We start from the raw sequence: 24,121 nt of genomic DNA, 5'->3' as shown, positions 1-24,121 counted from the left end.
TACGGTGCACATCAACCTTCCAATCGCGCAATTTCTTGCGCGTCCTGTTTCGGCGGTAGGGCGTTCCAATCCTGGCTCTCAATTATGTCGCGGGCGAGCTGTCGATATTCTGTCTCCGCGCGACGTTTTAAGACTGGCGTCACCCGCTTCGGTAAAGAGGCATCATGATCTTTGAGGACTGGTTCGAGCTTGAAATGCCGAAAGGCATTGCTAACGTGCGGAGGAAGTCGTGCTGCTTCGGATGCCATCCCCATGAGGCTGTACACGCGTTACGTCGCGGGTCCCCGGTCCACCCTGTCGACTGAGTCGCAAAGACCAGCCACGCAAATATGCCAAATTATCAACGTCGATGGGTTGGACGTCTGTTGCTCGGGCACGGTGTGCAAAGAATCCAGTTGACGGATTCAAGCCGCTTTATTTGCGCGGCGGCTCTAACGCTCTGTTTGTAAACGACATACCTGGGGCGCGGTGTTCTTTCAGGTAAGCGCGTTAAGGTTTTGTTAACCCTAAATAGCTTGCCAGTCTGTTAGAATCGATGCTTATTGTCAGCAGCGGAGTGATTGGGAATTTCCGCTCAGAAGCGCTATTTTAAGAAATCAGGTTCGGGGATGCCCAAAATCGCTGCAAAATTACCGCCAAAAGATGAAGACCTGATGGGCTTGATTGAGCGCCATTCTCGTTCCTTGTCGGCGCAACTGCAAGAGCATCAGCTTGCGACCTTTCCCCCCACAGCGGAAAAAGGCATTCGCACGTTTCAGCCGGCGGAAGCAGCAAAGCTGGTCGGTGTGAAAGAGGTGTATCTCCGTCAACTCGCAAACGAGCTCGAGGGTTTGCAGGTCAGCACCAGTCCGACCGGTCGTCGGTCCTATTCCGTCGAGGACATGCATAAGATCCGAAAGCATCTTGACCAGGTGGGTCGCGGAAATCGCCGCTATCTTCCCCATCGCCGTGAGAACGAAGCGCTCCAGATCATCTCCGTGATGAATTTCAAGGGCGGGTCCGGCAAGACGACGACGGCTGCTCATCTCGCCCAGTATCTCGCTCTTCGGGGCTACCGAGTGCTTGCCATCGATCTCGACCCCCAGGCGAGCCTGTCCACTCTCTTTGGCAACCAACCAGAGACCGATGTCGGTGCAAACGAGACACTATACGGTGCGATACGCTACGACGACGCACGTCCGATGGCCGAAATCGTGCGCGCCACCTATATCCCCGACCTTCATCTGATCCCTGGCAACCTCGAACTGATGGAGTTCGAACACGATACGCCGCGGGCGCTGATGAAGCGGAAGATCGGCGATACGATGTTCTTCCATCGCATCAGCGAGGTGCTTGACCAAGTCGCACCCAGTTACGATGTCGTGGTGATTGATTGCCCGCCACAGCTCGGCTACCTCACCCTGTCTGCTTTGACCGCCGCAACCTCTGTTTTGATCACCGTGCACCCCCAGATGCTCGACGTGATGTCGATGAACCAGTTCCTGTCGATGACATCGGACCTGCTTCGGGAGATCTCATCTCACGGCGCCCGCTTCGATTACAACTGGATGCGCTATCTGGTGACGCGTTTCGAGCCCAGTGACGGGCCACAAAACCAGATGGTCGGCTACCTGAGGGCCATTTTCGGGGAAAACGTCCTTAATTTCCCGATGCTGAAAACGACAGCCGTTTCGGACGCAGGCCTGACCAACCAGACCCTTTTCGAAGTGGAAAGAGGTCAATTCACCCGCGCCACCTATGACCGCGCGTTGGAGGCGATGAACAACGTCAACGATGAGATCGAGTCGCTGATCAAGAAAGCATGGGGAAGAAAGCCATGAGCAGGAAGGATATACTCCGGGCCCCGACGACAACCGGTGCTGTGACGGGGCCAGTCGAAAGACCGGTCAAAAGCCGGAGCATCCTTCCACTCCTCGGCACCACTCCAGCCGAACCAGCGCCGGCGGCGTCGCGCCTGACCGCCCAGGTTGGCGGTGCCTTCGCAGAAAGCAAGGCTCGCTTCGAGCGCGCCAAAGAAATTGAAAAACGTCTTGCGGAAGGCCAGACGATCGTCGAGCTCGATAGCGATAGCATTGATCCGTCCTTCGTACAGGACCGGATGCCCGGCGATATCTCTGCACTCGTCGAAGCGATCCGAGAACACGGCCAGCAGATCCCGATCCTCGTTCGCCCTCACCCGGAAACACCGGGCCGGTATCAGGTTGCCTTCGGCCATCGTCGTTTGCGTGCGGTCACGGAACTGAACCGTGCCGTCAAGGCGGTCGTCAGGGACCTTACCGACGAGCAACTCGTCATTGCTCAGGGCCAGGAAAACAATGAACGCCAGGACCTCACATTCATCGAAAAGGCACGCTTCGCCTCTCGACTAAATGAACAGTTTTCGCGGGATGTGGTAATGGCCGCGTTGTCCGTCTACAAAAGCGACCTGTCGAACATGCTGTCGGTCGTGACGCGCATTCCCGCAGATGTTATCGACGCGATCGGCTCGGCGCCCGGGATCGGGTTGAAAAGTTGGGTGGGTCTCGCCGATCTTCTTACGCGCGACAGCGTTCTTGAACGGGCTTCATCTTTCTTGCGATCTGCGGAGGCGAAAGCCCTTCCCTCCCCCGACCGGTTCAAGTCGCTTTTCGCTCACCTGAAACCGGAACCTGCAAAACGTGGACTTCCAGAGCTTTTGACGACGCCCACGGGCGTGCGTCTGGCCCAGGTGACGAAGAGCAAAACCAAGTTGGACCTCTCGATCGATCGACGCGAGATGCCTGATTTCGCGGCCTTCGTCCTCGAACGGTTGCCGGCCCTTTTTGAGGAGCATCGCTCCAAGAGCGGCGCTCTAGAGCAAATGAATAACGGAGATTAAGCGGAAAAAGAAAAAGGCCCCCAAAACGTCGCCGTCGTGGAAACCTCTTTCAGATCTAAGCAACCTGAGAATCGCACTTCCACGAATATTCGTCAAGAGTCTTTGGCACCGATTTGGTGAGCTGATTTCTTTTGCCTTCTGAAAGGTGAAAGACGATGCAGACAGGAAGTGTGACGACGCCCTTCGGGCGGCGGCCTATGACGCTTGCTCTCGTAAAGCGGCAAGTTGCCGCAAACGAGGTCAAGGCAGGCAAATCCGTCGACAAGTGGAAGGCCTTTCGGGACGCTTCCGAAGCCCGGGAAGAGCTCGGATTGCAGTCAAACAGCCTCGCTGTTCTCGACGCGCTGCTGAGTTTCTATCCGGAAACCGAACTTCGCCAGGGCGCACAATTGGTCGTGTTCCCTTCGAATGCACAATTGATCCTTCGCGCCCACGGCATGGCTGGGGCGACGCTTCGGCGCCACCTGGCAATTCTCGTGGACTGCGGGCTGATTGTCCGCAGAGACAGCGCCAACGGCAAACGGTATGCTCGGAAGAACGGCGCAGGCGAGATCGACAATGCGTTTGGCTTCGACCTGTCGCCGATCCTTGCCCGCGCCGAAGAACTTGCGCTTGTCGCTCAGAAGGTCGTCGCGGCGCGTTCAGCTTTTAGGAAGGCCAAGGAGAATTTGACAATCTGCAGGCGTGACGTCCGCAAACTGATTTCGGCCGCTATGGAGGAGGGCGCCGACGGCAACTGGGTGGCTGTTGAAGCAATGTATGTGGACCTTGTAGGCCGCATCCCGCGGACACCGACCAGGACAGACATCACAAACATTCTCGATGAGATGGAGCTTCTTCGCGAGGAAATCCTTAATCGTTTGGATATGCAGTCAGATTCACGATCTAATAGCACCAATGATGCTCATACTGAGCAGCACATACAGAATTCAGATTCCGAATCCATCAGTGAACTTGAACCTAGCTCTGAAAAAGAGCGGGGCGCGAAATTGGAGATAACCCGCCGGCCGAAGAACGAGCCGCTAAAAGCGTTCCCACTCGGGATTGTGGTGAAAGCCTGCCCGCAAATCAGCGACTATGGGCCGGGCGGAGCGGTGGTGAGCTGGCGCGACCTGATGTTGGCCGCCGTGGTGGTAAGATCGATGCTGGGCGTAAGCCCGTCCGCCTATCAGGATGCTTGCGATGCCATGGGACCGGAAAACGCCGCTGTCGCAGTGTCCTGCATTCTGGAGCGCGCAAATCTGATCAATTCTCCCGGTGGCTATCTGCGAGATCTGACGCGGCGGACAGAGCGGGGTGAGTTTTCTCTCGGGCCGGTTATTATGTCATTACTTCGCAGCCATGGTGAAAAGGTCGATAAAGCGGGATAATGGCGTTAGTTGCGACTAACTACGCTAAATCACTGAAATTTCATAACTTTCCGGATTGCTTGGATACGGCCTTGCCTTCGACCAACGAATCTGGATCTGGCATCAAAGGCGCCGAACTGCGATACTCAAGGGATGGAAAGCCAGCTCTTGGCTGTCCGCGGCGGGTGTAGGGCGTGGACAAGGCAGAGACCCGGCAGTGCTTAAGACTTTCAAAGCGTTCGTCTTCCACTTCTCCGTTTTGGCGCAGAAGACAGGCATTGGCGGATGCTGGCTGGAAACCGATCACAGGCTCTCGCCGCGTGGAGCCACCGGTCGTTAGTCGCGACTAACCGCGCCAAGCCATTGAAATCAGGCTACCTTAGATGGTGAGCAACGGCCTGCCCCCGCCCGGGCCGCCAGGTTCGCACTGTTTCGAGTTGGACGCTTCGAGCTCCATTGCGGTCGGCAGCTCCTCTGCATACTAAATCGACGACTACCGCGATTTCTGGTCGCCCGACAGAGCAACCGTGAGATGGTCGAGCGGAGTGCCAGGAGTTGAGGTGCAACATCCTGCCCGCATCCGGCCGAAAGCGAGCATGACATCGGCACCGTCAGTCGGCATGTTCCAGTCCATCGGCGGATCTGGCCAAGCTTGACACTCCGCTCGCAAAAGACTTGTTAAAACGCAACGTTTAAACAGCTAGTCATGGATGGAGCTGCGACGAGATGAATGTTACGGAAATCATATCCGCGATAGAGCAGGTCATTGAAAGCGCGACCCCAGGGCCTTTGGTATGGACGTGGTCCCAAGGGTTCTGAAAGCTATGGCGGCGGGTGCGTTGCCACGACGACGACGTATCAAGATATAAACTTTAAAGCGATTGCCGACGTAAGATCGCACTCGTCTGAAATCAGCTACGATCAAGCTGCGGCAACCCGCGAATTTATCGCTGCTTGCAATCCGGAAAACATCGCTATCCTCATCTCAGCCTATAAAGAGATGCAGCAAAAACTGGTGGCTCACGGCTTAGCAGGTTGAAGTGCCAGCAATCGCTCCAAACCGATCTACAGCCCGTGGCCCGAGAACATCGCTTACGTATTTCTTCCGGGTGCTTTCTCTGCACAGCAAAACTAGCCTCTTCACTGGGCGGTTGAGCAAAGTGCGGCGGAAATTTTGGGGCTTTGCGTGAGCAGTAGGCTTGACGAGGAGTTTTAAACGGCTGCGCTTTTCGAAGGCTCTGGGCCAACCTCAGAGTCCACGCAGCGTTGGATCCGACGCTTGGGGAAGAGGGTAGACTTCGTTTTGATTTTGCAGATTGCAAATCGGGGTCAACTGAAAGCGCCCTCGGCGCTGACTTTGCGCTGATTTATCCGCTCTCGGAAAACCGGTTTAATGTCGCCTTGTTTCAGGCCACGATCGCTCACCACGGATTGGCCGTTGGTTACTGGTATAACGCCCGCAGGCGCACTCACCAGCTCGATCAGCTGGCCGCCATTAACAGGGCTTCCCGATAGGCCCGCGGCGGCGAGCTGCGGGAGAGGCGAGCCAGTGGTCGGATTATCGATCCTGCAGATCGGCCAACGGCGCATCATCGTGTGAATAGCCGCTCGATCTCCTCGCGCTGTTCGGCGTGTTTGGGCGGATTGTCATTCCTTAGCTTTTGCAGGTTGAGAATCTTCCAGCGGACGGCCGGCAAGGCGAGCGCGTGCGGCAAGCCGATAACCTCGAAGTCGGGTTCGCCATCGTGAAGGGACAGCAGAAACGTTCGGCCTTTATCATCAAGGCGCGCCTGGATGTCGCTCAGGAACCGCTCCCGGACATCCAGCAATTCGTCCAGTGAGACCTTCTCGACTGTCATTCCATCGAATTCTTGATTGAAGACATGTACGACGTTGACTCTATGGGCTGCAGCAACTCGTGCGGGGCCCCGCCGGAACTCGCCACGTAGACAAGGAAAGTACGAAACAGCGGGTCAGTCAGTCCCTCGTTTTCATAAAGCAACTTGATGTCGAAGAGATGGCGCGGATGTTGCCGATCGACTGCTGCATGCATCTTGCCGCCGAAGAGGTCTTCGAAGGCAACAACCTGCATTTCTACAAAACCAAACTGGTCTTCGACCCGCTCGCTGACCCTGCGTCGTTCGACGGGGTGCACTGTGCCGCGGGCGACCGGAGAGGTCTCGATCTTGACTGCGGTCTGGCCCGCCTCACTTCGACGCGCGTATCGCCGCCGCCACCGCCAGCTATTCGCTTTGCTCGGACTCCCTTGATCCTTTCAACCTTGGCGGCGACCCGGTCGAGGACCTCGTCATTTCGGCCAAGCTCTCGTCCCTCGGTTTGAGCGGAAGGTAGGTCAGGTCGATATCGACTGAGAGGCGGGGGAAGTCTCTGTAGAAGAGATTGATGGCGGTTCCACCCTTCAATGCGAAAGCCGGCTCGTCGGCAATTATCGGCAAGGCCTGGACGAGGAGATCGAGCTGGAAAGATACTGGTCACGGGCCATCGGCGCTCTCTGGCTTTCCTGGAAGGTATTCTTCTGGGATGGTGATGCGGTATGTGGGATGCAGCTTGCCGCCCTTGATGAATGAACGGTCGCCGCTCCCAAGATCGATGTTCGACCGGTCGATATGTTTGAGCCAGGCGTGATCATGGCGGTCGGCAAAGACGAAGAAGAGCCGTTTCACCTGGACTTTCGTGCAGTCTGTGAGAAGTTCGGTTATACGGCGCGGACGAAGGGTGGTCAGACCCTCGAAGATCGCATCGATGTTGTGAAAGCTCTCGTTTTCGGGCAGTTCGTCCAGCGCCTCGATAATAGCCCGCTCCGGCGTTGAGGCGCGTATCTTCCAGCTCTGCAGAAACAGGATGTGATTGCCGTCCGGTTCCGCCGCCAGTGGTTCAATGCCGAGACCCGCTGTCTTGAAGAGACGCGTGCTGCGAAGGAGAGGGAGGCCATTGGTAGGGAGGTTCGCGAGCCAGCGCGGCGCATCGCCATAGATGAAGATCTTCTCGGCAGCCCCAAGTGCCAGGTAGTGCACATGACCACGAAGCGCCAGCGCCGTGCGGGCGCCAACATGGAACGGGTAATCCATGATTGTCTGTGCAGACATGACGGCGATGCGCCAGTCGATGTGTTCTTTCGGTGAACCGTCCCGTCCTGAGGGGCGTCGATAGACGCCATGAATGACCGGCTGCAGCCAACCGCGGCGGAGATAGTCATGTGTGGAGCTCCGGCGGATTTGCATTTTGCGCATCCATGCTGAATCCACGAGGAAGCCGGCAGGAACCTCATCCAGCATTGACTTTAATTTATCGCGTTTTTGATCGCCCATGACGGACAAAAATGGCACTAATTAAAGCCGGTAGCAAGTTTACTTTGAAAAAAGCATAAAAAGTCCGTTTGCAGCGGACTTTTGCGATCAATTGTAAGGCGATGAATTGGCACTTCTCGTTGGGCCGGGCAATGTGCCGCGCTTACGGAAGCGTTGACGCCATACCCTTCATCTGCTCACATTGATCCCGACCGAGGGTGCCGCAGCTCCGACTGGGACGACGGATAAATTGCGCTGACACCTGCAACTAGGCCTGCAATGCCGTGCATAGGTCTCTGGACGCGTCGGGTCTGTTTAGCTTCACGTCACCAGATGATCGCCGTCATAGATCCGACAGCGCCCTGTGCTCAGACGCAGCTGCCTTCAACGTTTCGACCGTTCGGTTTCCTTCGCGAAACAGGTTGAGCATGACAGCTGCTGCAAGCTCGACATCTGGACTGTCCTTAGGCAAACCGCGCCGCGACCTCCACTCCTCGAGCACACTGTCCAGGATGTCCAGCTCCTCCGGCCCAAACGTCGTTTCCAGAAACTGCTGCATGCTCGAATGACCCCTTCACAAGTGACGGCCGCAATGTGGGGAGGGCACGGCGCGGATCAAGGGCGGGTTCGCAGGCGGCGCGGTTGCAGAGAGGAAGAGGAGGGAAGGGGAGCTGTGACGGATTGAGAGGGTTGGAGAGAGCCTCCGCCCGGTCCGTCATGGAGAAACGACATGGTACAAGCCACCCCGAAAATCACCCTCAGTTCAGGCCGGGACATCCCCTTCAACAAGCTCGTGCTGAGCCAGGATAACGTCCGCAAGATCAAGGCGGGTGTGTCGATCGAAGAGCTGGCGGAGGACATCGCCCATCGCGGTCTTCTGACCAGCCTCAACGTGCGTCCGGAAGTCGATGCAGAGGGCAAGGAAACCGGTATCTACCGGATCCCGGCCGGCGGCCGCCGGTATCGCGCCCTTGAACGGCTCGTATCGCAAAAGCGGCTTGCCAAGACGGCCGGTGTTCCCTGCATTGTCAGCAACGGCGAGACCCCCGAAGTCGAAGATTCGCTTGCCGAAAACGTCCAGCGCGTCGGCCTGCATCCGCTCGATCAGTTCCGAGCCTTCCAGATGCTGCGGGAGCAGGGGCTTGGCGAGGAAGACATCGCTGCGCGCTTCTTCGTCTCCGCCGCCACGGTGAAGCAGCGCCTGCGCCTTGCGTCCGTCTCACCGCGCCTTCTCGACTTCTATGCCGAGGACCAAATGACGCTCGAGCAGGTCATGGCCTTCTCGATCACCAACGATCATGTTCGCCAGGAACAGGTCTGGGATACGATCTCGCGGTCCCATAGCCGTGAGCCGTATTACATCCGGCGCCTGCTGACCGAAACCGCGATCCGCGCCGGCGATCGCCGTGCCGTCTATGTCGGCATCGAAGCCTATGAAGCCGCCGGCGGTGTCGTGATGCGCGATCTATTCGAACAGGATCAGGGTGGATGGCTCCAAGATCCGGCAATGCTGGAGCAGCTCGTGCTGGAAAAACTCAAGGCCGACGCCGAAGCGATCCAGACGAGCGAGGGCTGGAAATGGGCCGAGGCTGCCTTCGATTTCCCGTACGGCCACGCCTCGGGTCTTCGCCGCTTCTATGGCGAGCAGGCCGAGATGACCGAAGAGGAGCTTGCCCGCTACGATGCAACGCGTGCCGAATATGAGAGGCTCGACGCCGAATATGCCGAGGCCAGTGAATATTCGGAGGCGGCTGAGCAGAAGCTGGAAGAGCTTGGCTCCGAACTCGACCGGCTCAAAGATCGGCCCTACATCTTCGATCCGCAGGCGATGGCTCGCGGCGGTGTCTTCGTTTCGCTGGGCGCCGGCGGCGAGCTTAAGATCGAACGCGGTTTCGTGCGACCCGAAGATGAGCCGACGGCGGAGGACGATGCCTCCGATCCTGACAGGGATGAAAAAGTCGTTCCTGGCGGCCATTCGTCGGTCTCGGAGGCCTCTGGCGTCGCGTCCGATCAGGCCGAAGACGAGGATGAGGCGATCAAGCCGCTCCCCGACCGCCTGGTCCTCGACCTGACCGCAGCCCGAACGGTCGCGCTACGCAACGCGCTCGCCAACGACCCGGTCGTAGCCTTTATCGCGGTGCTGCACGCTTTCGTGCTGAAGTGCTTCTATCTGTACGGTTCGGACTCGTGCCTGGAAATCACCCTGCAGAGCGGGAAGTTCAGCCAGACCCAGGGGCTTGGCGACACGCTCTGGGCGAAGGAAATCGACCAACGCCACGAGGCTTGGGGCCAAGATCTCCCCAAGGTTCCTAACGATCTCTGGGCTTTCCTGATCGCGCTCGATGACGTCAGCCGGCAGGCGCTGTTTGCCCATTGCGCTTCGTTGTCGGTCAACGCGGTGATCGAGCCCTGGAACAAGCGGACCCGAACCATCGCCCATGCCGATCAGCTCGCCGGCTCGATCGGCTTCGACATGGTCGAAGCGGGGTGGGTGCCGACGGTCGAAAATTACCTCGGCCGCGTCACCAAGGCCCGCATCCTGCAGGCGGTCCGGGAGGCGAAGGGCGATCAGTCGGCCGAGCTCATCGGCCATCTCAAGAAAGTGGACATGGCGCGCGAAGCAGAACGACTGATGACCGATAGCGGCTGGCTGCCTGAACCGCTCCGGCTCCTGCCGGACAGCGCTTCGGCGGAGCAGGCAACAACTGAAGCCCAGGAGACCGCCGACGACAGCTCTGTCGAGACGTCGGCGCCTGATCTCCCCGCGTTCCTGACTGATAGTGAGGAGGATCCTGACGCCGCGACTGACGAAGTCGACGAAGAACGGCATCTCGACGCCGCCGAATAACTGTTCTCTCAGAGTTCAACCAGCGGCCCGGCTCCGAAAGGAGACTGGGCCGCCCCCGTTTTCAAGAGCAGTTCTATGCCCGACTTTACGATCACCACCTTCATATCCCTCAACTCAGCCCGGCCACTGCGCCGGGTTCTTGCTTTTCAGGAGATAGTCCAATGAACACCCTCAGCACCAACACCCAGCGCACATCGTCCCGCTTCAAGGTCGATATTTCCCGTGGCGAACGGATCGGCCGCGTTTCGTCGGAGTGGTTTTCGCGCCCTGACGACGAGCGGTTCCTGTCGCTGACGGAACTCTACGATACCGTCCGGTCCCGAGCCGATCGCGCACATGCGCGAACGATCGAGAGCGCGGCAATCCGGGTGGAGGCGACACGCGACAATGCCGAGCGGCTTGAGCTCCTTGTTCCCGGCCAGCGCCAGCCGATCGCGCCCACCCACTGGAGCTACGGTCAACTCTGCAGCCTGGTCGGCGCGCCGGCCACCTATATGCGCCAGCTGCCGGCGCCGCTCGCGGCCATCAATCTTCAACATGGATTGCTCAACCACCGTGCCGAACTGGTGAAGACGCTCGAGATGGAAGACGGACGGATGGAATTGCGAGCCGTTACCGGGCCGGAATATGGCCGCATCTGGGACCACGAACTGGTTGCGGCTGTGATGAAGATTGCCGGCAACGGTACTGGCGACACGATGTGGAAGGTGCCGGGCGTACTCGATTGGTCGACGATGACCCACAATCCCTTCGTCGACATCACCAAGGACACGACGACGCTTTATGCCAGCGACCGCGACGTCTTCCTTTTCCTGGTGGACGACACCCATCCAATCGAAGCCGGACGCCTGCCAAACGGGGAGCCCGATCTCTACTTCCGCGGCTTCTATGCCTGGAATTCGGAGGTTGGATCGAAGACACTGGGCATCGCTTCGTTCTACCTCCGAGCGGTCTGCGCGAACAGGAACCTCTGGGGTACGGAGAACTTCGAGGAGATCACCATTCGTCACTCTAAATTCGCGGCCCAGCGGTTTGCGCATGAGGCAGCACCCGCGCTGACCAGCTTTGCCAACTCGTCGCCCGCGCCCTTCATCGCCGGCATCAAGGCGGCGCGCGAGCGGATCGTCGCGCGTAAGGACGACGACCGTGAAACCTTCCTGCGCCGACGCGGCTTTTCGAAAGGCGAGACCGGCAAGGTGATCGAGATGGTGCTGTCGGAGGAGGGAAGGCCGCCGGAATCGATCTTCGATTTCGTGCAGGGCATCACCGCGCTGGCGCGCACCAAGACCAATCAGGACACGCGGCTCGAACTCGAAGGCAAAGCGAAAAAGCTGCTGGGGAGCGCCTCCTGATCCGGCTTCGAGGAGATCCATAGAACCTCAACACTCGAAATCACCATCAGCCCGGCCGCCGTACCGGGCATTTTTGTTTATGGAGCACTGCAATGGCTATACCCGATTATGCCCGCACGAACTTCAACACGCTGCTGCGCGCCGCGTCCGATGGCAATCTTGCCCTCATGGAATGCCTGGATGCCGCAACACGCGAGCCGCGTTACGTACTCTGCGCCGTAGGTCGTAGTGACGGTGAATTCGTCTTCACGCCATTTGGCCATCTCAGCGACGGCAATCCCTACGACGCCTACCTGCCACCCGATCCTGACGATCCGATTGGCGCCATCGCAAGCCCGATGACATGACGCTGACGATCGCCGGCAGTTCAAGCTGGCGATCCCCGACCCTTCCGTGGCTGCCCCATTATCGCTCCTGCGAACCTTCGGCAGGACGCTGGGGACCGCTGTTCTTTCCTCACTCCTGGAGCATCCTTCGATGAATATTATCGCGCATCATCAAACTGTTTCCACCTCTCCACGTCCTGATATCAAAGCCGGCGCTGAAGCACTCATAGTTGCTGCCGGTCGAATCACGTCACTGCTGGAGCAAGGTAGAGTCCTCGCTACAGGTAACCTGCGGCAGATCATGACCGAAGTCTACGGCGGCAGCGACGCTGAGGGCCTCTGGCTCTGGAAGCAGGCCTATGAGGCGACCGAGATCGCCCAGGTTCTCTTCCTGCGCAAATTCCACGCAATCGTGTCCTGCCACCATTCGCCCCAATCGACGCTCGCGATGCTGACGAAGGCGGTCCGTCTTCTACCGACCCACAGCCGCCGATCCGAAGAGAGCCAGGCCCTGCAGCAGTTCTCGACTCCGATCCCGCTTGCCTTCGTCGCATCTCGTGCTGCCGGCATCACGTCCGCTGACGTGGTGCTCGAACCGTCGGCTGGAACCGGCCTGCTGGCGATCTTTGCAAAACTCGCACATGCTCGTCTGGCACTCAACGAATATGCGGCTGTCCGGTGCTCGCTGCTGGCGCAGCTTTTCCCCCGCGTTCCGGTATCGCAACACGACGGCGCGCATATCGACGATTACCTCGACCGTCGCATTCAGCCGACCGTGGTGCTGATGAACCCGCCATTTTCCGCCGGTGTTCATGTCGAAGGTCGCGTCACCGAAGCTGCCTGGCGGCATCTCACATCCGCATTCGCTCGCCTTGCCCCCGGCGGGCGGTTGGTCGCGATCACTGGGGCCAGCCTTTCTCCGGAGAGTTCGGCATGGCGCGACGCTTTCGTTCGTCTTCAGGGGCAGGGCTCGGTGCTGTTCACCGCGGCGATCGGCGGAAGCATCTACGCCCGCCATGGCACAACGACGGAAACGCGCCTGATCGTCATCGACAAGATCCCGGCGCGTGATCCTTCGAAGCTGATGACGTCGAGCGGCACTGCGCACGATCTGGAAACACTGCTGACCTGGATCGGCGGCATTCCAACGCGCTTGTCCGTGACGACGCCGAACTCTAGTGGTGCACTCCGCAGCGGTATCCTGGGCGCGGACACAATGCGTCCAGCAGCAAGCGCCACGTCGCATCGCCCCGCGGTCGGAGGACAGGCGGGGCCTGCAGCAACGGTCCGTCCGATACCTGTCGATGGCGAAATCATCGAACTTTCCTATGAGCTGCGAAACGCTCAGCCCAAAGATGAGACCAATGCCGCTGATGGCATCTACGAGGCCTACCGGCTGCAATCGATCCACATCCCCAATGCAAAACCGCATCCCGATAGGTTGGTCGAATCCGTGGCGATGGCATCCGTCGCGCCACCAAAGCCGAGTTATCGTCCACACCTGCCGGAGCGCGTCGTCACCGGCGGCGATCTCTCCAATGCCCAGCTCGAGAGCGTCATCTATGCTGGCGAAGCCCATTCCGGCTATCTCGCCGGCCATTGGAGCCTCGATGCCTCCTTCGACAATCTCAAGGCCGTCGCATCGGATGCAGAACATGCTGTCCGCTTCCGTCGCGGCTGGTTTCTCGGCGACGGAACAGGCGCCGGCAAGGGTCGCCAGGCCGCCGGCATCATTTTGGACAACTGGCTAAAAGGCCGCAGACGCCATGTCTGGATTTCAAAATCGGATAAGCTGATCGAGGATGCCCAGCGCGACTGGAGCGCGCTGGGCCAAGAAAAGCTGCTTGTGACACCCCTGTCGCGTTTCCGGCAGGGCAAGCCGGTCAAGCTGGACGAAGGCATCCTCTTCACCACCTTTGCCACGCTGCGCACTGACGAGCGTGAGGGCAAGCGCTCGCGCGTGCAACAAATCGTCCAGTGGCTCGGCGCCGACTTCGATGGTGTTATCGTCTTCGATGAAGGCCATGCCATGGCGAATGCGGCCGGTGGCAAGACGGAGCGCGGTGATAAAGCGGCGTCACAACAGGGCAGGGCGGGACTTCGCCTGCAACGCGCGCTTCCTGACGCCCGCGTCGTCTACGTCTCTGCGACTGGCGCAACAGACGTCGAATCCCTTGGCTATGCCGAACGGCTCGGTCTTTGGGGCAGCAGCGACTTTCCCTTCCCGACCCGTTCCGAGTTCATCGCCGCGATCGAGGATGGCGGTGTCGCGGCGATGGAAGTGCTGGCCCGCGACCTCAAGGCAATGGGGCTTTATGCCTCGCGTTCGCTCTCCTTCGAAGGCGTGCAATACGAAATCCTCGAACACGAGCTGACCGAGGAACAGGTCCGCATCTACGACGCCTATGCCGAGGCGTTCCAGGTCATCCACAACCATCTCGACGCTGCCATGGAGGCGTCCGGAATAACCGGCAAAACTGGGACGTTGAACAAAAACGCCAAGGCAGCCGCGCGCTCGGCCTTTGAAAGCTCGAAGCAGCGTTTCTTCAACCATCTTCTGACCTCGATGAAGACGCCGGCCCTCCTCAAAGCGACCGCTGCAGATTTGGACGATGGTCATGCTGCCATCGTCCAGCTCGTTTCGACGGGAGCGGCTCTGACCGAGCGCCGGTTGGCGCAGATCCCGACCGAGGAATGGAGCGATCTGCAGGTCGACGTCACGCCGCGGGAATATGTCATCGAATACCTGATGCACTCCTTCCCGGTGCAGCTCTTCGAGGAATTTTCCGATGCTGATGGAAATCTGAGTTCCCGGCCGGTCCATGACGTGGACGGCAACCCAGTCATTTGCCGGGAGGCCGAACGGCGTCGCGACGAACTGATCGAAACCTTGGGCAGCCTGCCGGCGATCCCGACCGCCCTTGACCAGATCGTCCAGCATTTCGGCATCAGCAAGGTCGCCGAGATCACCGGCCGCTCCCGCCGCATCATTCGCCGGGAGGACAGCAGCTCCATCGCGCGCTATGCCGTGCAAAACCGGCCGGGCAGCGCCAATCTCGATGAGGCCCGCGCCTTCATGGATGACGAAAGGGGCATTCTTGTCTTCAGCGACGCCGGCGGAACCGGCAGATCCTACCACGCGGATCTTGCCGCCAAAAATCAGCGCCTGCGTCTTCACAACCTTCTGGAAGCGGGCTGGCGCGCCGATGTGGCGATCCAGGGGCTTGGGCGCAGTCATCGCACCAACCAGAAACAGCCACCGCGGTTTCGGATGATCGCTACCAACGTCAAGGCGGAGCGGCGCTTCCTCTCGACGATCGCCCGGCGTCTCGACACGCTTGGCGCCATCACACGCGGTCAGCGCCAAACCGGCGGGCAGGGCATGTTCCGGTCCGAGGACAATCTCGAATCGCAATATGCTCGCGACGCGCTGCGGCAACTCTACGGACTGCTGCACGCCGGCAGGATCGAAGGCTGCTCGCTCGACAAGTTCGAAAGCATCACCGGCCTGTCGCTCACCTCGGAGGAAGGTGGATTGAAGGATGAGCTGCCGCCGATCCAGACCTTCCTCAACCGCATGCTGGCACTGACGATCGTCATGCAGAACGTGTTGTTCGAAGCCTTCGAGCAGCTGCTGGCCGCTCGTATCGAAGGGGCGATTGCCGCCGGCATCTATGACAAGGGGCTTGAGACGATCACCGCCGACAGCATGACGGTCACCGACCGGCGGCTGATCTATACGCATCCGGTCACCGGCGCCCAATCGCATCTCTTGACCATCGAGCGCCGGGACCGCAACGCACCCATGCAGCTTAAGGACGTTCATAGCATGCTGAAGCAGGATCCGCGCGCCAGGCTGATGATCAACGGCAAGTCTGGCCGACCAGCGGTGATGGTGCCGACTCGCTCGATCATGCTGGACGACGGCTCCATTCAACCGCGCGTGTCGCTGATCCGGCCGATGGACGAGCTCCGCTTCGAAGTCCGTCAGCTCGAAGAGACGAATTGGCAGGAGGCTGATGAACAGGCTTTCGCAATTGCCTGGGATGCCGAAGTCGCGGCAGTGCCGGAATTTTCGACGTCGACAATGCATATCGTCAGCGGTTTGTTGCTGCCGATCTGGAAATTGCTGCCCCAGGATTTCTGCCGCGTGCGGCGTCTGCAGACGGACGACGGCGAACGGATCGTCGGCCGTGTCATCGCTCCCGATCGGCTGGCCGGGCTTTGCCGCAACTTCGGGATCGACCAGACCATGGTGATCGCGCCGGACCAGGCCTGGGCATCGCTGGTCGTCGGATCCTCGATCATCGGGCTCGCCGGCGACATGACGCTGCGGCGGGCGCGTGTCATGAACGACTACCGCGTCGAACTGACTGGCTTTACCGACGGCATGCGCGACTGGCTGCGGTCGATCGGCCTGTTCCCCGAGATGATCAACTGGAAGCTGCGCTTCTTCGTGCCTGTCACAGACCAAGGGCCGGAGATCCTGTCGAAGCTGATGCAGCGTCATCGCCTCATCGACATTGTGCGCCGGTCGTGATGGAGGTCTGTCATGCTGTCCGCCGCCGATCTGGCGGGCCGTCTCGCGGAAAACGCGGAGGGGGTCTGCCGCCACTATCTCTCCGCCGGTCGCCGGGCCGGCAACTACTGGCTTGTCGGCGATGTCGGCAACAACAAGGGCCAGTCGCTCTACGTGCATCTGGTCGGTCCACGGGCCGGCCGATGGACGGATGCCGCGACCGGGCAGTTCGGCGATCTGCTCGATCTCGTTCGTGAGACCTGTGGCCTGGTCGACTTCCGCCACGTCGCGGAGGAGGTACGGCATTTCCTGAGCCTGCCGCGACCCGGGCCTGTTTCGTCCAACTGCGCTTATGGCGATGACAATCGGCCTTTCGATAGGCCAGCCGCAGAACGGGCGCGCCGCCTGTTTCGGATGACCGTACCGCTGGCCCTCACTTTAGCAGACGCATATTTGCGCGAGCGAGGAATCCTGCGGGCATCCACGCATACAGCGCTCCGCTTCCATCCGTCCTGCTACTACCGTGATCTCGTCACCGGCCGGGCGACAAGCTATCCGGCACTGATCGCAGCCGTCACCGATGCGGCCGGAGCGATTACCGGCGTCCACCGCACCTGGCTCGATGCGGATGGCGACGGCAAGGCCAGGGTAGACGATCCCCGCCGTGCGCTCGGCGGCCTGCTCGGCAATGCGGTCCGCTTCGGCTTTCCGATCAACGATCCTGTGCCGGTCCTGGCGGCGGGCGAGGGGCTCGAAACCATGCTGTCGCTCTCGCATGTGATGCCCGCCATGCCGATGGTCGCCGCCCTGACGGCCAATCACCTCGCGGCCTTCAACTTCCCTCCCGGATGCCGGCGCATCTATATCGCCGCCGACGCGGATGCGGCCGGCCGCCACGGGATCGAGGGACTGAGCCGCAGGGCACAGGGATGCGGGATCCTGCCGCTGGTGCTGTCGCCGGAACTCGGCGACTTTAACGAGGATCTGCGCTGGCTGGGTCCCGACCGGCTGACCGCAAGCCTCAGGGCTCAACTCACTCCGGAAGATGCGACGGCCTTCCTGCCCTGATGAGGCTGTCGGAAGGGGTAGGCGGGATTGCTGCGGCGTGGGCGATGGACGGTCCACGGAGCGTGGCTCCCGTGTGGGCGCCCGCCCGCGGGCCTGCCGAGAGGCGACCCTTACCACGCGGGCCTCCGGGCCTTCAGCGGGTCAGTCGGGTTTCCTCCCCTGCCGGGCCATTTTATGCATCGGCTCTTCCGAAAACGGTTCCCATTTTTCGGGCCGATGCGATGGCCCGTCATTCCTCGCGGACCAAGAAACCCTTCTTCCGCCGCCCGGCGCTTCGCTGGGCCGCTTCGCTCTGCTTGCGGTTCCGGCCTCGGCCCGCGTGACCGGGTTCGCCGTCAGGCCGCGAGAGGCGCGGCCCATGAACGGAGACCACCATGGACCTGATCCTTCACCCCGACGACGGCATCGAGCCCCACCATGCATCCTCCCCGACCGATCGCTTCATCTACGAGATGCAAATCTTCGGCTATCGTCCCTTCCAGGACGAGCCCGATCCGCGGCCATTGCCGGAAGAGCCACAGGTCCAGTCATCGATCACCGCGATCTTCGGTGCCTTCGCCGAGATGCTCGGTGACACACGCCTGGAGCCCGATCTCGAAGACCTATTCTGGTCGATCCCCAATCTCTTCCATCGCGCCGGCGAGCGCATTCAGCGCGAACTCGACCGCAATGAGGAGGCGCAGCGCACCGGACAGGGCGAGCAGGACGGCTCGGAGGTGAAGAGTGTCGAACTCGAACGCCTCATTGCCGAAGGCATCACTTTGCTGGAGCGCCGCAACGCCTTCGAGTTCATGCGCGACTACGCGGCCGACCTGTTCGAGGCGCAGACCGGTTCGTCCTGGCGGCCACGTACCGGCTCGAAGGTCAACCACGCCAATATGACGGCGGCGATGATCGACAGCCGGGACTTCCTCTCCGCCCGTCGCCGCGACGAGACGGAGGTGCTGATCCCTGCCGGTACCAAGATCGCGTTCTCCGGCGGCATGGACTATAACGATCACGAGCGGATCTGGGCCAGGCTCGATCAGGTGCGTGCCAAGCACCCGGACATGGTGCTGCTGCACGGCGGCTCGCCAAAAGGCGCCGAACGGATCGCCGCCTGCTGGGCCGACGCCCGCAAGGTTACGCAGATCACCTTCAAGCCCAACTGGACCAAGCATGCGAAGGCCGCCCCCTTCCGGCGCAATGACGAGATGCTGTCGGTCATGCCCGCCGGATTGATCGTTTTTCCGGGAAACGGGATCACGGGCAATCTTGCCGATAAGGCGCGCCGGCTCGGCATCCCGGTCTGGCAGGCTTCAGGAGACGGCGCATGAGCGCCGTTTTCCTGAAAACGTGGAAAACATGGAAAAGATGGAAAAAATGGAAAAATATATTATATGGAAACCGTACCGGAGACTATAGCCATGAAGCAGTTCACGACAGGCGACTTGAATAAACAAATCGGCGATATCACCGATGCCGCGAGCCGCGAGCCGGTGATGCTCACCCGGCACAAGAAGCCGCGTTTCGTGCTGATGAGCTACGAGCACTATGAGCGCATGCGCACCGGCGGCGACCCCCGCCGTGCCTATCATATTTCGGAGATGCCCGACGAGCATGCAGCACTGTTCGACGAGGCGCTCGATCGGCTGACGCGCGGCGAAGGCTATGACGATGAGCCGTGAATTCCGCCCCGGTGAAGTCATTTCCTATCCGTACCTGTGGGCCTGGCAGCAGCAGCGCGGCGAAACCGAGGGTCGCAAGCAGCGCCCCGTCTGCGTCGTCATCGCGATCCACAGTGCAAAAGACGGCAATACCCATCTGGCGCTTCTCGCCATCACCACCCAACCGCCGCAGACTGACCGGATCGCTCTGGAGATCCCCGAAATCGAGCGCAAGCGTGCGGGCTTAAGTGATCTGAAGCAGTGCTGGATTATGGCCGACGATTACAATTACGATATCGTCGAACGCTCCTGGTACATCGAGCCCGATCAGGACATCCTCGGCCGCTTCAGCAAATCCTTCATGGTGAAGATTGCCAGACTGTTTGCCGACGCGCGCGGACGAACCGGTCGGGTCAACCGGCTCGATTGAGACTTGCCGCGGCTTCAGGCCGCTTCTTCCCTCTTGATCCCCGTCGCGTCGTCGCAGTGGCGGATCCCCGGCGCTATCGAATCGATGCAGCCACGATTGCGTAGTCGGCCGGCCGTCGCGGGCTCTTCTCGATCGATCTTGATGCCGAGCCACCGCTGCACACCAGGACGACAATCCCTCAAATCACGGTTTCCGCTCCGCAGAACTGCAGTTGCGTCGGGAGAGGCCGACAATTCGAGTGTCACGCCCCCGAAGCCGTCGTTGATGATGAGGCTGGGATCAGACGGTGCTGATATATCGCGTCGCGAGTGGTTGACCGCCACCGTCCGTTGACCCCGAACTCCAGCGACGCATGTCACGAGCGCGGCTCTTGAATGGTCCGCAAAGGGCAGCCACGGCGAGGTCTCCTGCCGACGTCGCAATCAAGGACCATTCCCGTTCTTCATGTCGCCTTTCTAAGGGACCGGCCGCCATCAGCGTCAACCCGCAAGGGGTTTCCCTTCGCTTAAGCTGCGGTGACGCCTGCGGCGCGGTCCCTTCTTCGGGCGCCATCGGGAATGGTCCCGATGCAACGAAGGAGACAATCCCATGGCTACCACGATCGCAACCCTCACCGAAAAGACCGACGGCACGCTCGAAGGCGTCTTCGCCACCATCCGGGTCAACGCCCCGATCGCCCTCGTCCCGAACGCCAGCAAGGCGAGCGAAGAGGCGCCGGACTATCGCATCATCCACCGCAAGACCGGCTTTGAGATCGGCGCAGGCTGGAACCGCATCTCTCGCCAGACCGGCGAAGAATACATCTCCACGAAAATCGAAGCACCAGAGATCGGCGTGATCTTCGGCAACGTCGCCCCGGCCCCCGGTGGCGAGCCCGGCAAGAAGGTCATCCTCTGGAACAGCCCGGCCTGAACCGCATCGCCGGCCCCGCAGACGGGGCCGGCGTCCCCATTCCAAAGGAGGCCGCCATGAGCCGCTACACAATAACCGTCACCAGGACCGCATCCCGCGACTACGATCCGGATGCCATCATCGGCTACGACCGCCCGCTTCAGACGTTCTTCCTCCAGGCTTTTCCGGACGCCGGTGGCGACAATCTTGAACTCTGGCTGGGTACGGATTTCCGGGCGTTCGAAACACTGTCGCAACTGCGTGCCGCAGCAATCGCGCTCGGTTTCGACTTCATACCCTTGGCATCCGGCATTCTTCACAAGCTGCTGGACGACCATGCTCGCGAAGCCCATCAGGCGGTCAGCGACTCGATCATCCAGGATGTTCTCAACGGGACATCCGCCCGCTGACGCAAACCCAAAACGAAAATAGCCCGGCACGGCGCCGGGCTATTTTTTTATTGCTGACAAGATTACTTGTTCAGCGCATCCTTCAGCGCCTTGGCTGGCGTAAAAGCTAGCTTCTTGGCGGCGGCAACCTTAATGGTCGCACCGGTCGCAGGGTTGCGTGCCTCACGCTCCGGTGTCGCCTTCACCTTGAACTTGCCGAAGCCAGGCAGCGACGTCTCGTTGCCGGCAACCGCAGCCTCGGTAATGGAGGCGATCACCGCCTCGACGATTGCTTTGCCCTGCACCTTGGTCAGGCCGTGCTCGCCTGCAATCTTGTCGGCAATTTCGTTGGTCGTGGTCATTTTCGTCTCCGCATCAGTGTTGATAAGAAATCCCTGACATCGGATTGAGACGCTGTCATTGACGCAATGCCGAAGGAAGATCCGGAAAGCCAGGATTTCCACAGCTTCCCATTGACCCAAAGCCTTCTTACGACGCCGCAGACCCGCTTTACCGACCGCACAAGCTATCAGTGGCACACGAGAGGGGGCTGTCTGCTCAGTCCCAGGGATGCCATGGCGAGATGCCGATCCTACCGAGCGTCGCCAGATCGAGGGTGAACTCGAACAGGCGCTGGCTGGGCGCGAGGTGATCTGGGCCGAGCAAGACGGTCGCATCGGCGCCGAGCCACCCTTCTGAGGGTGGCTCTCTGTTACCAGGTGAGCCGGTCCCGCCGGGATCGACCGGCGTGTCCGGCTCGAAGCTTTGCTTCGCAAGCCTTCATCCACTCGATCAGGTCAGGCAGTGGATTTCGGGCGATAGCCACGCAGCCGCTTCTGACGCAAGAGCTGGAGGAAGAGTCCGACGGCCTCCTCCTCGTACTCGAAATGATGCACCAGCCTCTGACCGCCAGCACCGATGCGACCCCACCGACGGATGAGGCATGCCTCCCCAAACAGCGTAGGCTCCATTGATATGGCATAATAGCGGGCCACGTTCTTCGTGGCGCCCGCGCGTTCGATATAAAGCTGATAAGGCTTCATTGTTTGAGTGGAACCCGCCTGCGGGCGGGTTGCCCCATTACCTGATCGCTGCCGGCAACCATACGATCGGGACTGCCAGATGATTCGCATCTCACTCCATTAAAGCCGAAAATTAGTCAGTTTAACCCCGCCTCCTGGCTGGTGCGGAAAGAGCTCAGCTTGCTCAGGAGGTCCTGAGAGATCTCGAATTGCCGCGCCGTCCCCCGGCCCATGGAGTTCTTCCCCATCGTCTCCAAAAGCATTCCGCGCTTTACCAAAAGGTCGACCGTCTCCTTCACACCGCTGCGTGTTAGCTCGGTAATCTCAATTATATTAGAGAGGGTTAGCTTCTGATGGGCCTGAGTCATCGTATAGAGGATCGTCATCATGCCGATCTGCTTCAGCCTCGCCTGCGGGGTCTCGTCCTCCAGCGGATGGTCGAGGATCTCATGGAGAATAAGTCCCGAGAAGGCAAGGTTGTGCCATTGCGTTTTAATCGCGCTTGTCATGTCATTTAACTATGTTATATACGACAGTATGAATGCGGGCAGGCGGATTGGGTCTCCCGAAACGCGATAGGGCGCCATCGTCTCGAAGGATCCTGTTCATGAAAAGCCTTCTCCTGAATTCACTGCTTACGGTCTGCTTCGTTGCGCCACCCTATCTTATTTTCGGCAGTAAAGCGCGGGCCGAGGATTGGGGATGCCAGGTTATCCTATGCCTTTCCAATCCCGGCGGGCCGACGCAATATGCCGAATGCCGGCCGCCGATCCAGAAGCTGTGGCGGGAGCTTGCCGAGGGGCACTCATTCCCGACCTGTAGCGGCGTCGGTTTTCAGAGTTCGCGGCCGGGCTATGAACCCTACTATTGCGATGCGGGGTACAAGCTCACGACTGATAGCGGTCGCGGCGGTCGGCAAGCAACCTGTGTGTCGACATCGCCGCAGCCGGTGAGCAACAGCCTCTGCTGGGATGGGAACGACTATACGTCCCGCGACAATTCGGTCCTGTCGCCACATTGGCAGCGCGTGGACGGGCACCGCCAGTGCAAGGGCTATCCGATAAGTCGTCCGAATGTGCGATCGCAGCCGCACTATGTCGATGTCACCATCGACGGCGCCGGTAAACAGCGCGTTTGGTACTGACGATGGGTGCTGCATTCGTCGAAATCGCGCAAACCTGTGCGCCGATGGTTCAGGTGGAGACGCTGGCCGGCATTGTCAGCCTTGAGAGCCGGTTTCAGCCCTTCGCCATCCGCATCAACAGCGCCCCGCCACTCGCCGCTCAACCCGCATCGAAGGCCGAAGCGATCGAGGTTGCCACGTCTCTGATTGCCGATCACCAGGATATTCAGATCGGGCTCGGCGGTATTGCGATAGAGGCGCTTCAAAAATTGAAGCTATCCGTCGCCGACGCCTTTGATCCCTGCCTGAACCTCAAGGCGACGGCCACGCTTCTCGACGGATACTACCGCGCCGCATTGCGCGCGGGGGATCCGGCTCAGGCCGAAAGGGTGATGCTCCAGTCCTATTATGGCCGCGATGATCCATCCATCGGCGCCATAGTCAAATATGACAGGCAGGTGCGTCAGGAAGCAACGCGGCTATCGCCGACGCTTGCCTCGCTCACCATTGGCGAACGCGGTGACCAGGCCGGGTCTGGCGGGCAGCCACAGGATGAGGTGATACCGGCACTTCCCGAACCGCCTTTACAACCCTCCCAAACCGTCGAGGCCCCATCCTGGGAAGTGTTCAGCTCAGGGCGGCAATCTTCGGTTCTCGTTTTCCAGAATGATCGATCGGAGCAGAGTGAATGATCTCCAAAGCCAGACTTCGCCCCCTTGCCGCATCCACGCTGATGGCGGCCGCCATTGTCGTCTGCATGGTCGAGCCGGCCTTCGCCCAGGCCGCCGGTATCGAAACCGTCTTGCAGAACATCGTCGACATGCTGACCGGCAATATCGCCCGTCTGCTGGCAGTGATCGCCGTCATCATCATCTGCATCGCTTGGATGTTTGGCTACATGGATTTGAGGCGGGCCGGCTTCTGGATTATCGGGATCGGCGGCATTTTTGGCGCCACCGAACTGGTCAACACCATCGTCGGGAATTGAGCGCG

23 protein-coding genes and 1 pseudogene are annotated in these 24,121 nt (G+C 60.1%); 18 read left to right on the top strand and 6 right to left on the bottom strand.

Features of this window, described 5'->3' with window-relative positions:
- Positions 1–608 precede the first annotated feature (608 nt).
- From repA to CO657_RS23355, 4 genes are all read left to right on the top strand, one after another.
- A complete protein-coding gene (gene repA / locus CO657_RS23370; protein WP_054185374.1) occupies positions 609–1,820 on the top strand; it encodes a plasmid partitioning protein RepA in 1,212 nt (403 codons plus the stop codon).
- On the top strand, positions 1,817–2,857 hold the full coding sequence (gene repB / locus CO657_RS23365; RefSeq protein ID WP_054185373.1) for a plasmid partitioning protein RepB: 1,041 nt from the start codon (positions 1,817–1,819) through the stop codon (positions 2,855–2,857). The genes repA and repB overlap by 4 nt, the downstream gene beginning before the upstream one ends.
- 155 nt (positions 2,858–3,012) lie before the next feature.
- Complete coding sequence (gene repC / locus CO657_RS23360) at positions 3,013–4,227, top strand: plasmid replication protein RepC (protein ID WP_054185372.1); 1,215 nt, start codon at positions 3,013–3,015, stop codon at positions 4,225–4,227.
- 745 nt (positions 4,228–4,972) lie between these two features.
- Positions 4,973–5,245 (top strand): hypothetical protein, encoded by a 273-nt coding sequence (locus CO657_RS23355; protein ID WP_116680392.1) that lies wholly within the window; start codon positions 4,973–4,975, stop codon positions 5,243–5,245.
- Positions 5,246–5,795: 550 nt separating this feature from the next.
- Here CO657_RS23355 and CO657_RS38095 read toward each other — a convergent pair.
- The 3 genes and pseudogenes from CO657_RS38095 to CO657_RS23340 all read right to left on the bottom strand — a co-directional run bounded on the left by CO657_RS38095 (position 5,796) and on the right by CO657_RS23340 (position 8,073).
- Positions 5,796–6,709: pseudogene (locus CO657_RS38095) on the bottom strand (nucleotidyl transferase AbiEii/AbiGii toxin family protein).
- Positions 6,699–7,553, bottom strand: coding sequence for a type IV toxin-antitoxin system AbiEi family antitoxin domain-containing protein (locus CO657_RS23345; protein WP_245293023.1), 855 nt, complete (start codon positions 7,551–7,553; stop codon positions 6,699–6,701). Before CO657_RS23345 ends, CO657_RS38095 begins: the two are co-directional and overlap by 11 nt.
- Before the next feature lie 304 nt (positions 7,554–7,857).
- On the bottom strand, positions 7,858–8,073 hold the full coding sequence (locus tag CO657_RS23340) for a hypothetical protein (RefSeq protein WP_054185369.1): 216 nt from the start codon (positions 8,071–8,073) through the stop codon (positions 7,858–7,860).
- Positions 8,074–8,244: 171 nt separating this feature from the next.
- Between CO657_RS23340 and CO657_RS23335 the strand changes: the two genes are divergently transcribed.
- From CO657_RS23335 to CO657_RS23290, 10 genes are all read left to right on the top strand, one after another.
- Entirely contained in the window at positions 8,245–10,362 is a 2,118-nt protein-coding gene (locus CO657_RS23335; RefSeq protein WP_054185368.1) for a ParB/RepB/Spo0J family partition protein, read from the top strand.
- Positions 10,363–10,523: 161 nt separating this feature from the next.
- Positions 10,524–11,714 carry a hypothetical protein gene (locus CO657_RS23330; protein ID WP_054185367.1) on the top strand — a complete coding sequence of 397 codons (1,191 nt, stop codon included), beginning with the start codon at positions 10,524–10,526 and terminating at the stop codon, positions 11,712–11,714.
- Between the two features lie 92 nt (positions 11,715–11,806).
- A complete protein-coding gene (locus tag CO657_RS23325; RefSeq protein ID WP_054185366.1) occupies positions 11,807–12,061 on the top strand; it encodes a DUF6117 family protein in 255 nt (84 codons plus the stop codon).
- A 130-nt stretch (positions 12,062–12,191) separates the two neighbouring features.
- The gene (locus tag CO657_RS23320) at positions 12,192–16,580 is read left to right on the top strand and encodes a strawberry notch family protein (protein ID WP_054185365.1); all 4,389 of its coding nucleotides are present in this window, start codon (positions 12,192–12,194) and stop codon (positions 16,578–16,580) included.
- A gap of 12 nt (positions 16,581–16,592) precedes the next feature.
- Positions 16,593–17,627 carry a DUF7146 domain-containing protein gene (locus tag CO657_RS23315; RefSeq protein ID WP_054185364.1) on the top strand — a complete coding sequence of 345 codons (1,035 nt, stop codon included), beginning with the start codon at positions 16,593–16,595 and terminating at the stop codon, positions 17,625–17,627.
- A 374-nt stretch (positions 17,628–18,001) separates the two neighbouring features.
- Complete coding sequence (locus tag CO657_RS23310) at positions 18,002–18,943, top strand: DUF2493 domain-containing protein (protein ID WP_054185363.1); 942 nt, start codon at positions 18,002–18,004, stop codon at positions 18,941–18,943.
- A 90-nt stretch (positions 18,944–19,033) separates the two neighbouring features.
- Positions 19,034–19,294: a type II toxin-antitoxin system prevent-host-death family antitoxin gene (locus CO657_RS23305; RefSeq protein WP_054185362.1), complete on the top strand. Its 261-nt coding sequence runs from the start codon at positions 19,034–19,036 to the stop codon at positions 19,292–19,294.
- On the top strand, positions 19,284–19,703 hold the full coding sequence (locus tag CO657_RS23300) for a hypothetical protein (protein WP_054185392.1): 420 nt from the start codon (positions 19,284–19,286) through the stop codon (positions 19,701–19,703). The genes CO657_RS23305 and CO657_RS23300 overlap by 11 nt, the downstream gene beginning before the upstream one ends.
- A gap of 588 nt (positions 19,704–20,291) precedes the next feature.
- Positions 20,292–20,615: a DUF736 domain-containing protein gene (locus tag CO657_RS23295; RefSeq protein WP_017958522.1), complete on the top strand. Its 324-nt coding sequence runs from the start codon at positions 20,292–20,294 to the stop codon at positions 20,613–20,615.
- Between the two features lie 56 nt (positions 20,616–20,671).
- Positions 20,672–21,004, top strand: a complete 333-nt coding sequence (locus CO657_RS23290) for a hypothetical protein (protein ID WP_054185361.1) — start codon at positions 20,672–20,674, stop codon at positions 21,002–21,004.
- Positions 21,005–21,066: 62 nt separating this feature from the next.
- Here CO657_RS23290 and CO657_RS23285 read toward each other — a convergent pair whose 3' ends face one another.
- Entirely contained in the window at positions 21,067–21,345 is a 279-nt protein-coding gene (locus tag CO657_RS23285) for an HU family DNA-binding protein (protein WP_049730551.1), read from the bottom strand.
- A 208-nt stretch (positions 21,346–21,553) separates the two neighbouring features.
- Here CO657_RS23285 and CO657_RS37935 point away from each other — a divergent pair, with 208 nt between their 5' ends.
- The gene (locus CO657_RS37935) at positions 21,554–21,682 is read left to right on the top strand and encodes a hypothetical protein (protein WP_280950503.1); all 129 of its coding nucleotides are present in this window, start codon (positions 21,554–21,556) and stop codon (positions 21,680–21,682) included.
- A 98-nt stretch (positions 21,683–21,780) separates the two neighbouring features.
- On the opposite strand, the gene CO657_RS23280 is transcribed toward CO657_RS37935, so the two are convergent.
- Positions 21,781–22,026, bottom strand: coding sequence for a WGR domain-containing protein (locus CO657_RS23280; RefSeq protein ID WP_054185360.1), 246 nt, complete (start codon positions 22,024–22,026; stop codon positions 21,781–21,783).
- Positions 22,027–22,142: 116 nt separating this feature from the next.
- Complete coding sequence (locus tag CO657_RS23275) at positions 22,143–22,514, bottom strand: hypothetical protein (protein ID WP_054185359.1); 372 nt, start codon at positions 22,512–22,514, stop codon at positions 22,143–22,145.
- 98 nt (positions 22,515–22,612) lie between these two features.
- Here CO657_RS23275 and CO657_RS23270 point away from each other — a divergent pair, with 98 nt between their 5' ends.
- The 3 genes from CO657_RS23270 to CO657_RS23260 are packed head-to-tail and all read left to right on the top strand — an operon-like array spanning position 22,613 to position 24,116.
- Positions 22,613–23,149 carry a hypothetical protein gene (locus tag CO657_RS23270; protein WP_054185358.1) on the top strand — a complete coding sequence of 179 codons (537 nt, stop codon included), beginning with the start codon at positions 22,613–22,615 and terminating at the stop codon, positions 23,147–23,149.
- A 2-nt stretch (positions 23,150–23,151) separates the two neighbouring features.
- Positions 23,152–23,820, top strand: a complete 669-nt coding sequence (locus CO657_RS23265) for a lytic transglycosylase domain-containing protein (protein ID WP_054185357.1) — start codon at positions 23,152–23,154, stop codon at positions 23,818–23,820.
- Positions 23,817–24,116 (top strand): TrbC/VirB2 family protein, encoded by a 300-nt coding sequence (locus CO657_RS23260; protein WP_054185356.1) that lies wholly within the window; start codon positions 23,817–23,819, stop codon positions 24,114–24,116. Before CO657_RS23265 ends, CO657_RS23260 begins: the two co-directional genes overlap by 4 nt.
- The last annotated feature ends 5 nt before the right edge of the window (positions 24,117–24,121 follow it).

Source organism: Rhizobium acidisoli (assembly GCF_002531755.2).
Classification (GTDB): Bacteria; Pseudomonadota; Alphaproteobacteria; order Rhizobiales; family Rhizobiaceae; genus Rhizobium; species Rhizobium acidisoli.
Note: the sequence above shows the minus strand (reverse complement) of the source record. Positions and strands in the feature narration are given on the sequence as shown.

Bases quoted from the DNA above. Each gene is read 5' to 3' on its own strand.
- CO657_RS23330 (WP_054185367.1), top strand. From the start codon at position 10,524: ATGAACACCCTCAGCACCAACACCCAGCGCACATCGTCCCGCTTCAAG.
- CO657_RS23300 (WP_054185392.1), top strand. From the start codon at position 19,284: ATGAGCCGTGAATTCCGCCCCGGTGAAGTCATTTCCTATCCGTACCTG.
- CO657_RS23340 (WP_054185369.1), bottom strand. From the start codon at position 8,073: ATGCAGCAGTTTCTGGAAACGACGTTTGGGCCGGAGGAGCTGGACATC.
- CO657_RS23310 (WP_054185363.1), top strand. From the start codon at position 18,002: ATGGACCTGATCCTTCACCCCGACGACGGCATCGAGCCCCACCATGCA.
- repC (WP_054185372.1), top strand. From the start codon at position 3,013: ATGCAGACAGGAAGTGTGACGACGCCCTTCGGGCGGCGGCCTATGACG.
- repB (WP_054185373.1), top strand. From the start codon at position 1,817: ATGAGCAGGAAGGATATACTCCGGGCCCCGACGACAACCGGTGCTGTG.
- CO657_RS23260 (WP_054185356.1), top strand. From the start codon at position 23,817: ATGATCTCCAAAGCCAGACTTCGCCCCCTTGCCGCATCCACGCTGATG.
- CO657_RS23305 (WP_054185362.1), top strand. From the start codon at position 19,034: ATGAAGCAGTTCACGACAGGCGACTTGAATAAACAAATCGGCGATATC.
- CO657_RS23335 (WP_054185368.1), top strand. From the start codon at position 8,245: ATGGTACAAGCCACCCCGAAAATCACCCTCAGTTCAGGCCGGGACATC.
- repA (WP_054185374.1), top strand. From the start codon at position 609: ATGCCCAAAATCGCTGCAAAATTACCGCCAAAAGATGAAGACCTGATG.
- CO657_RS23295 (WP_017958522.1), top strand. From the start codon at position 20,292: ATGGCTACCACGATCGCAACCCTCACCGAAAAGACCGACGGCACGCTC.
- CO657_RS23265 (WP_054185357.1), top strand. From the start codon at position 23,152: ATGGGTGCTGCATTCGTCGAAATCGCGCAAACCTGTGCGCCGATGGTT.
- CO657_RS23320 (WP_054185365.1), top strand. From the start codon at position 12,192: ATGAATATTATCGCGCATCATCAAACTGTTTCCACCTCTCCACGTCCT.
- CO657_RS23290 (WP_054185361.1), top strand. From the start codon at position 20,672: ATGAGCCGCTACACAATAACCGTCACCAGGACCGCATCCCGCGACTAC.
- CO657_RS23280 (WP_054185360.1), bottom strand. From the start codon at position 22,026: ATGAAGCCTTATCAGCTTTATATCGAACGCGCGGGCGCCACGAAGAAC.
- CO657_RS23285 (WP_049730551.1), bottom strand. From the start codon at position 21,345: ATGACCACGACCAACGAAATTGCCGACAAGATTGCAGGCGAGCACGGC.
- CO657_RS23275 (WP_054185359.1), bottom strand. From the start codon at position 22,514: ATGACAAGCGCGATTAAAACGCAATGGCACAACCTTGCCTTCTCGGGA.
- CO657_RS23325 (WP_054185366.1), top strand. From the start codon at position 11,807: ATGGCTATACCCGATTATGCCCGCACGAACTTCAACACGCTGCTGCGC.
- CO657_RS23270 (WP_054185358.1), top strand. From the start codon at position 22,613: ATGAAAAGCCTTCTCCTGAATTCACTGCTTACGGTCTGCTTCGTTGCG.
- CO657_RS37935 (WP_280950503.1), top strand. From the start codon at position 21,554: ATGCCATGGCGAGATGCCGATCCTACCGAGCGTCGCCAGATCGAGGGT.
- CO657_RS23315 (WP_054185364.1), top strand. From the start codon at position 16,593: ATGCTGTCCGCCGCCGATCTGGCGGGCCGTCTCGCGGAAAACGCGGAG.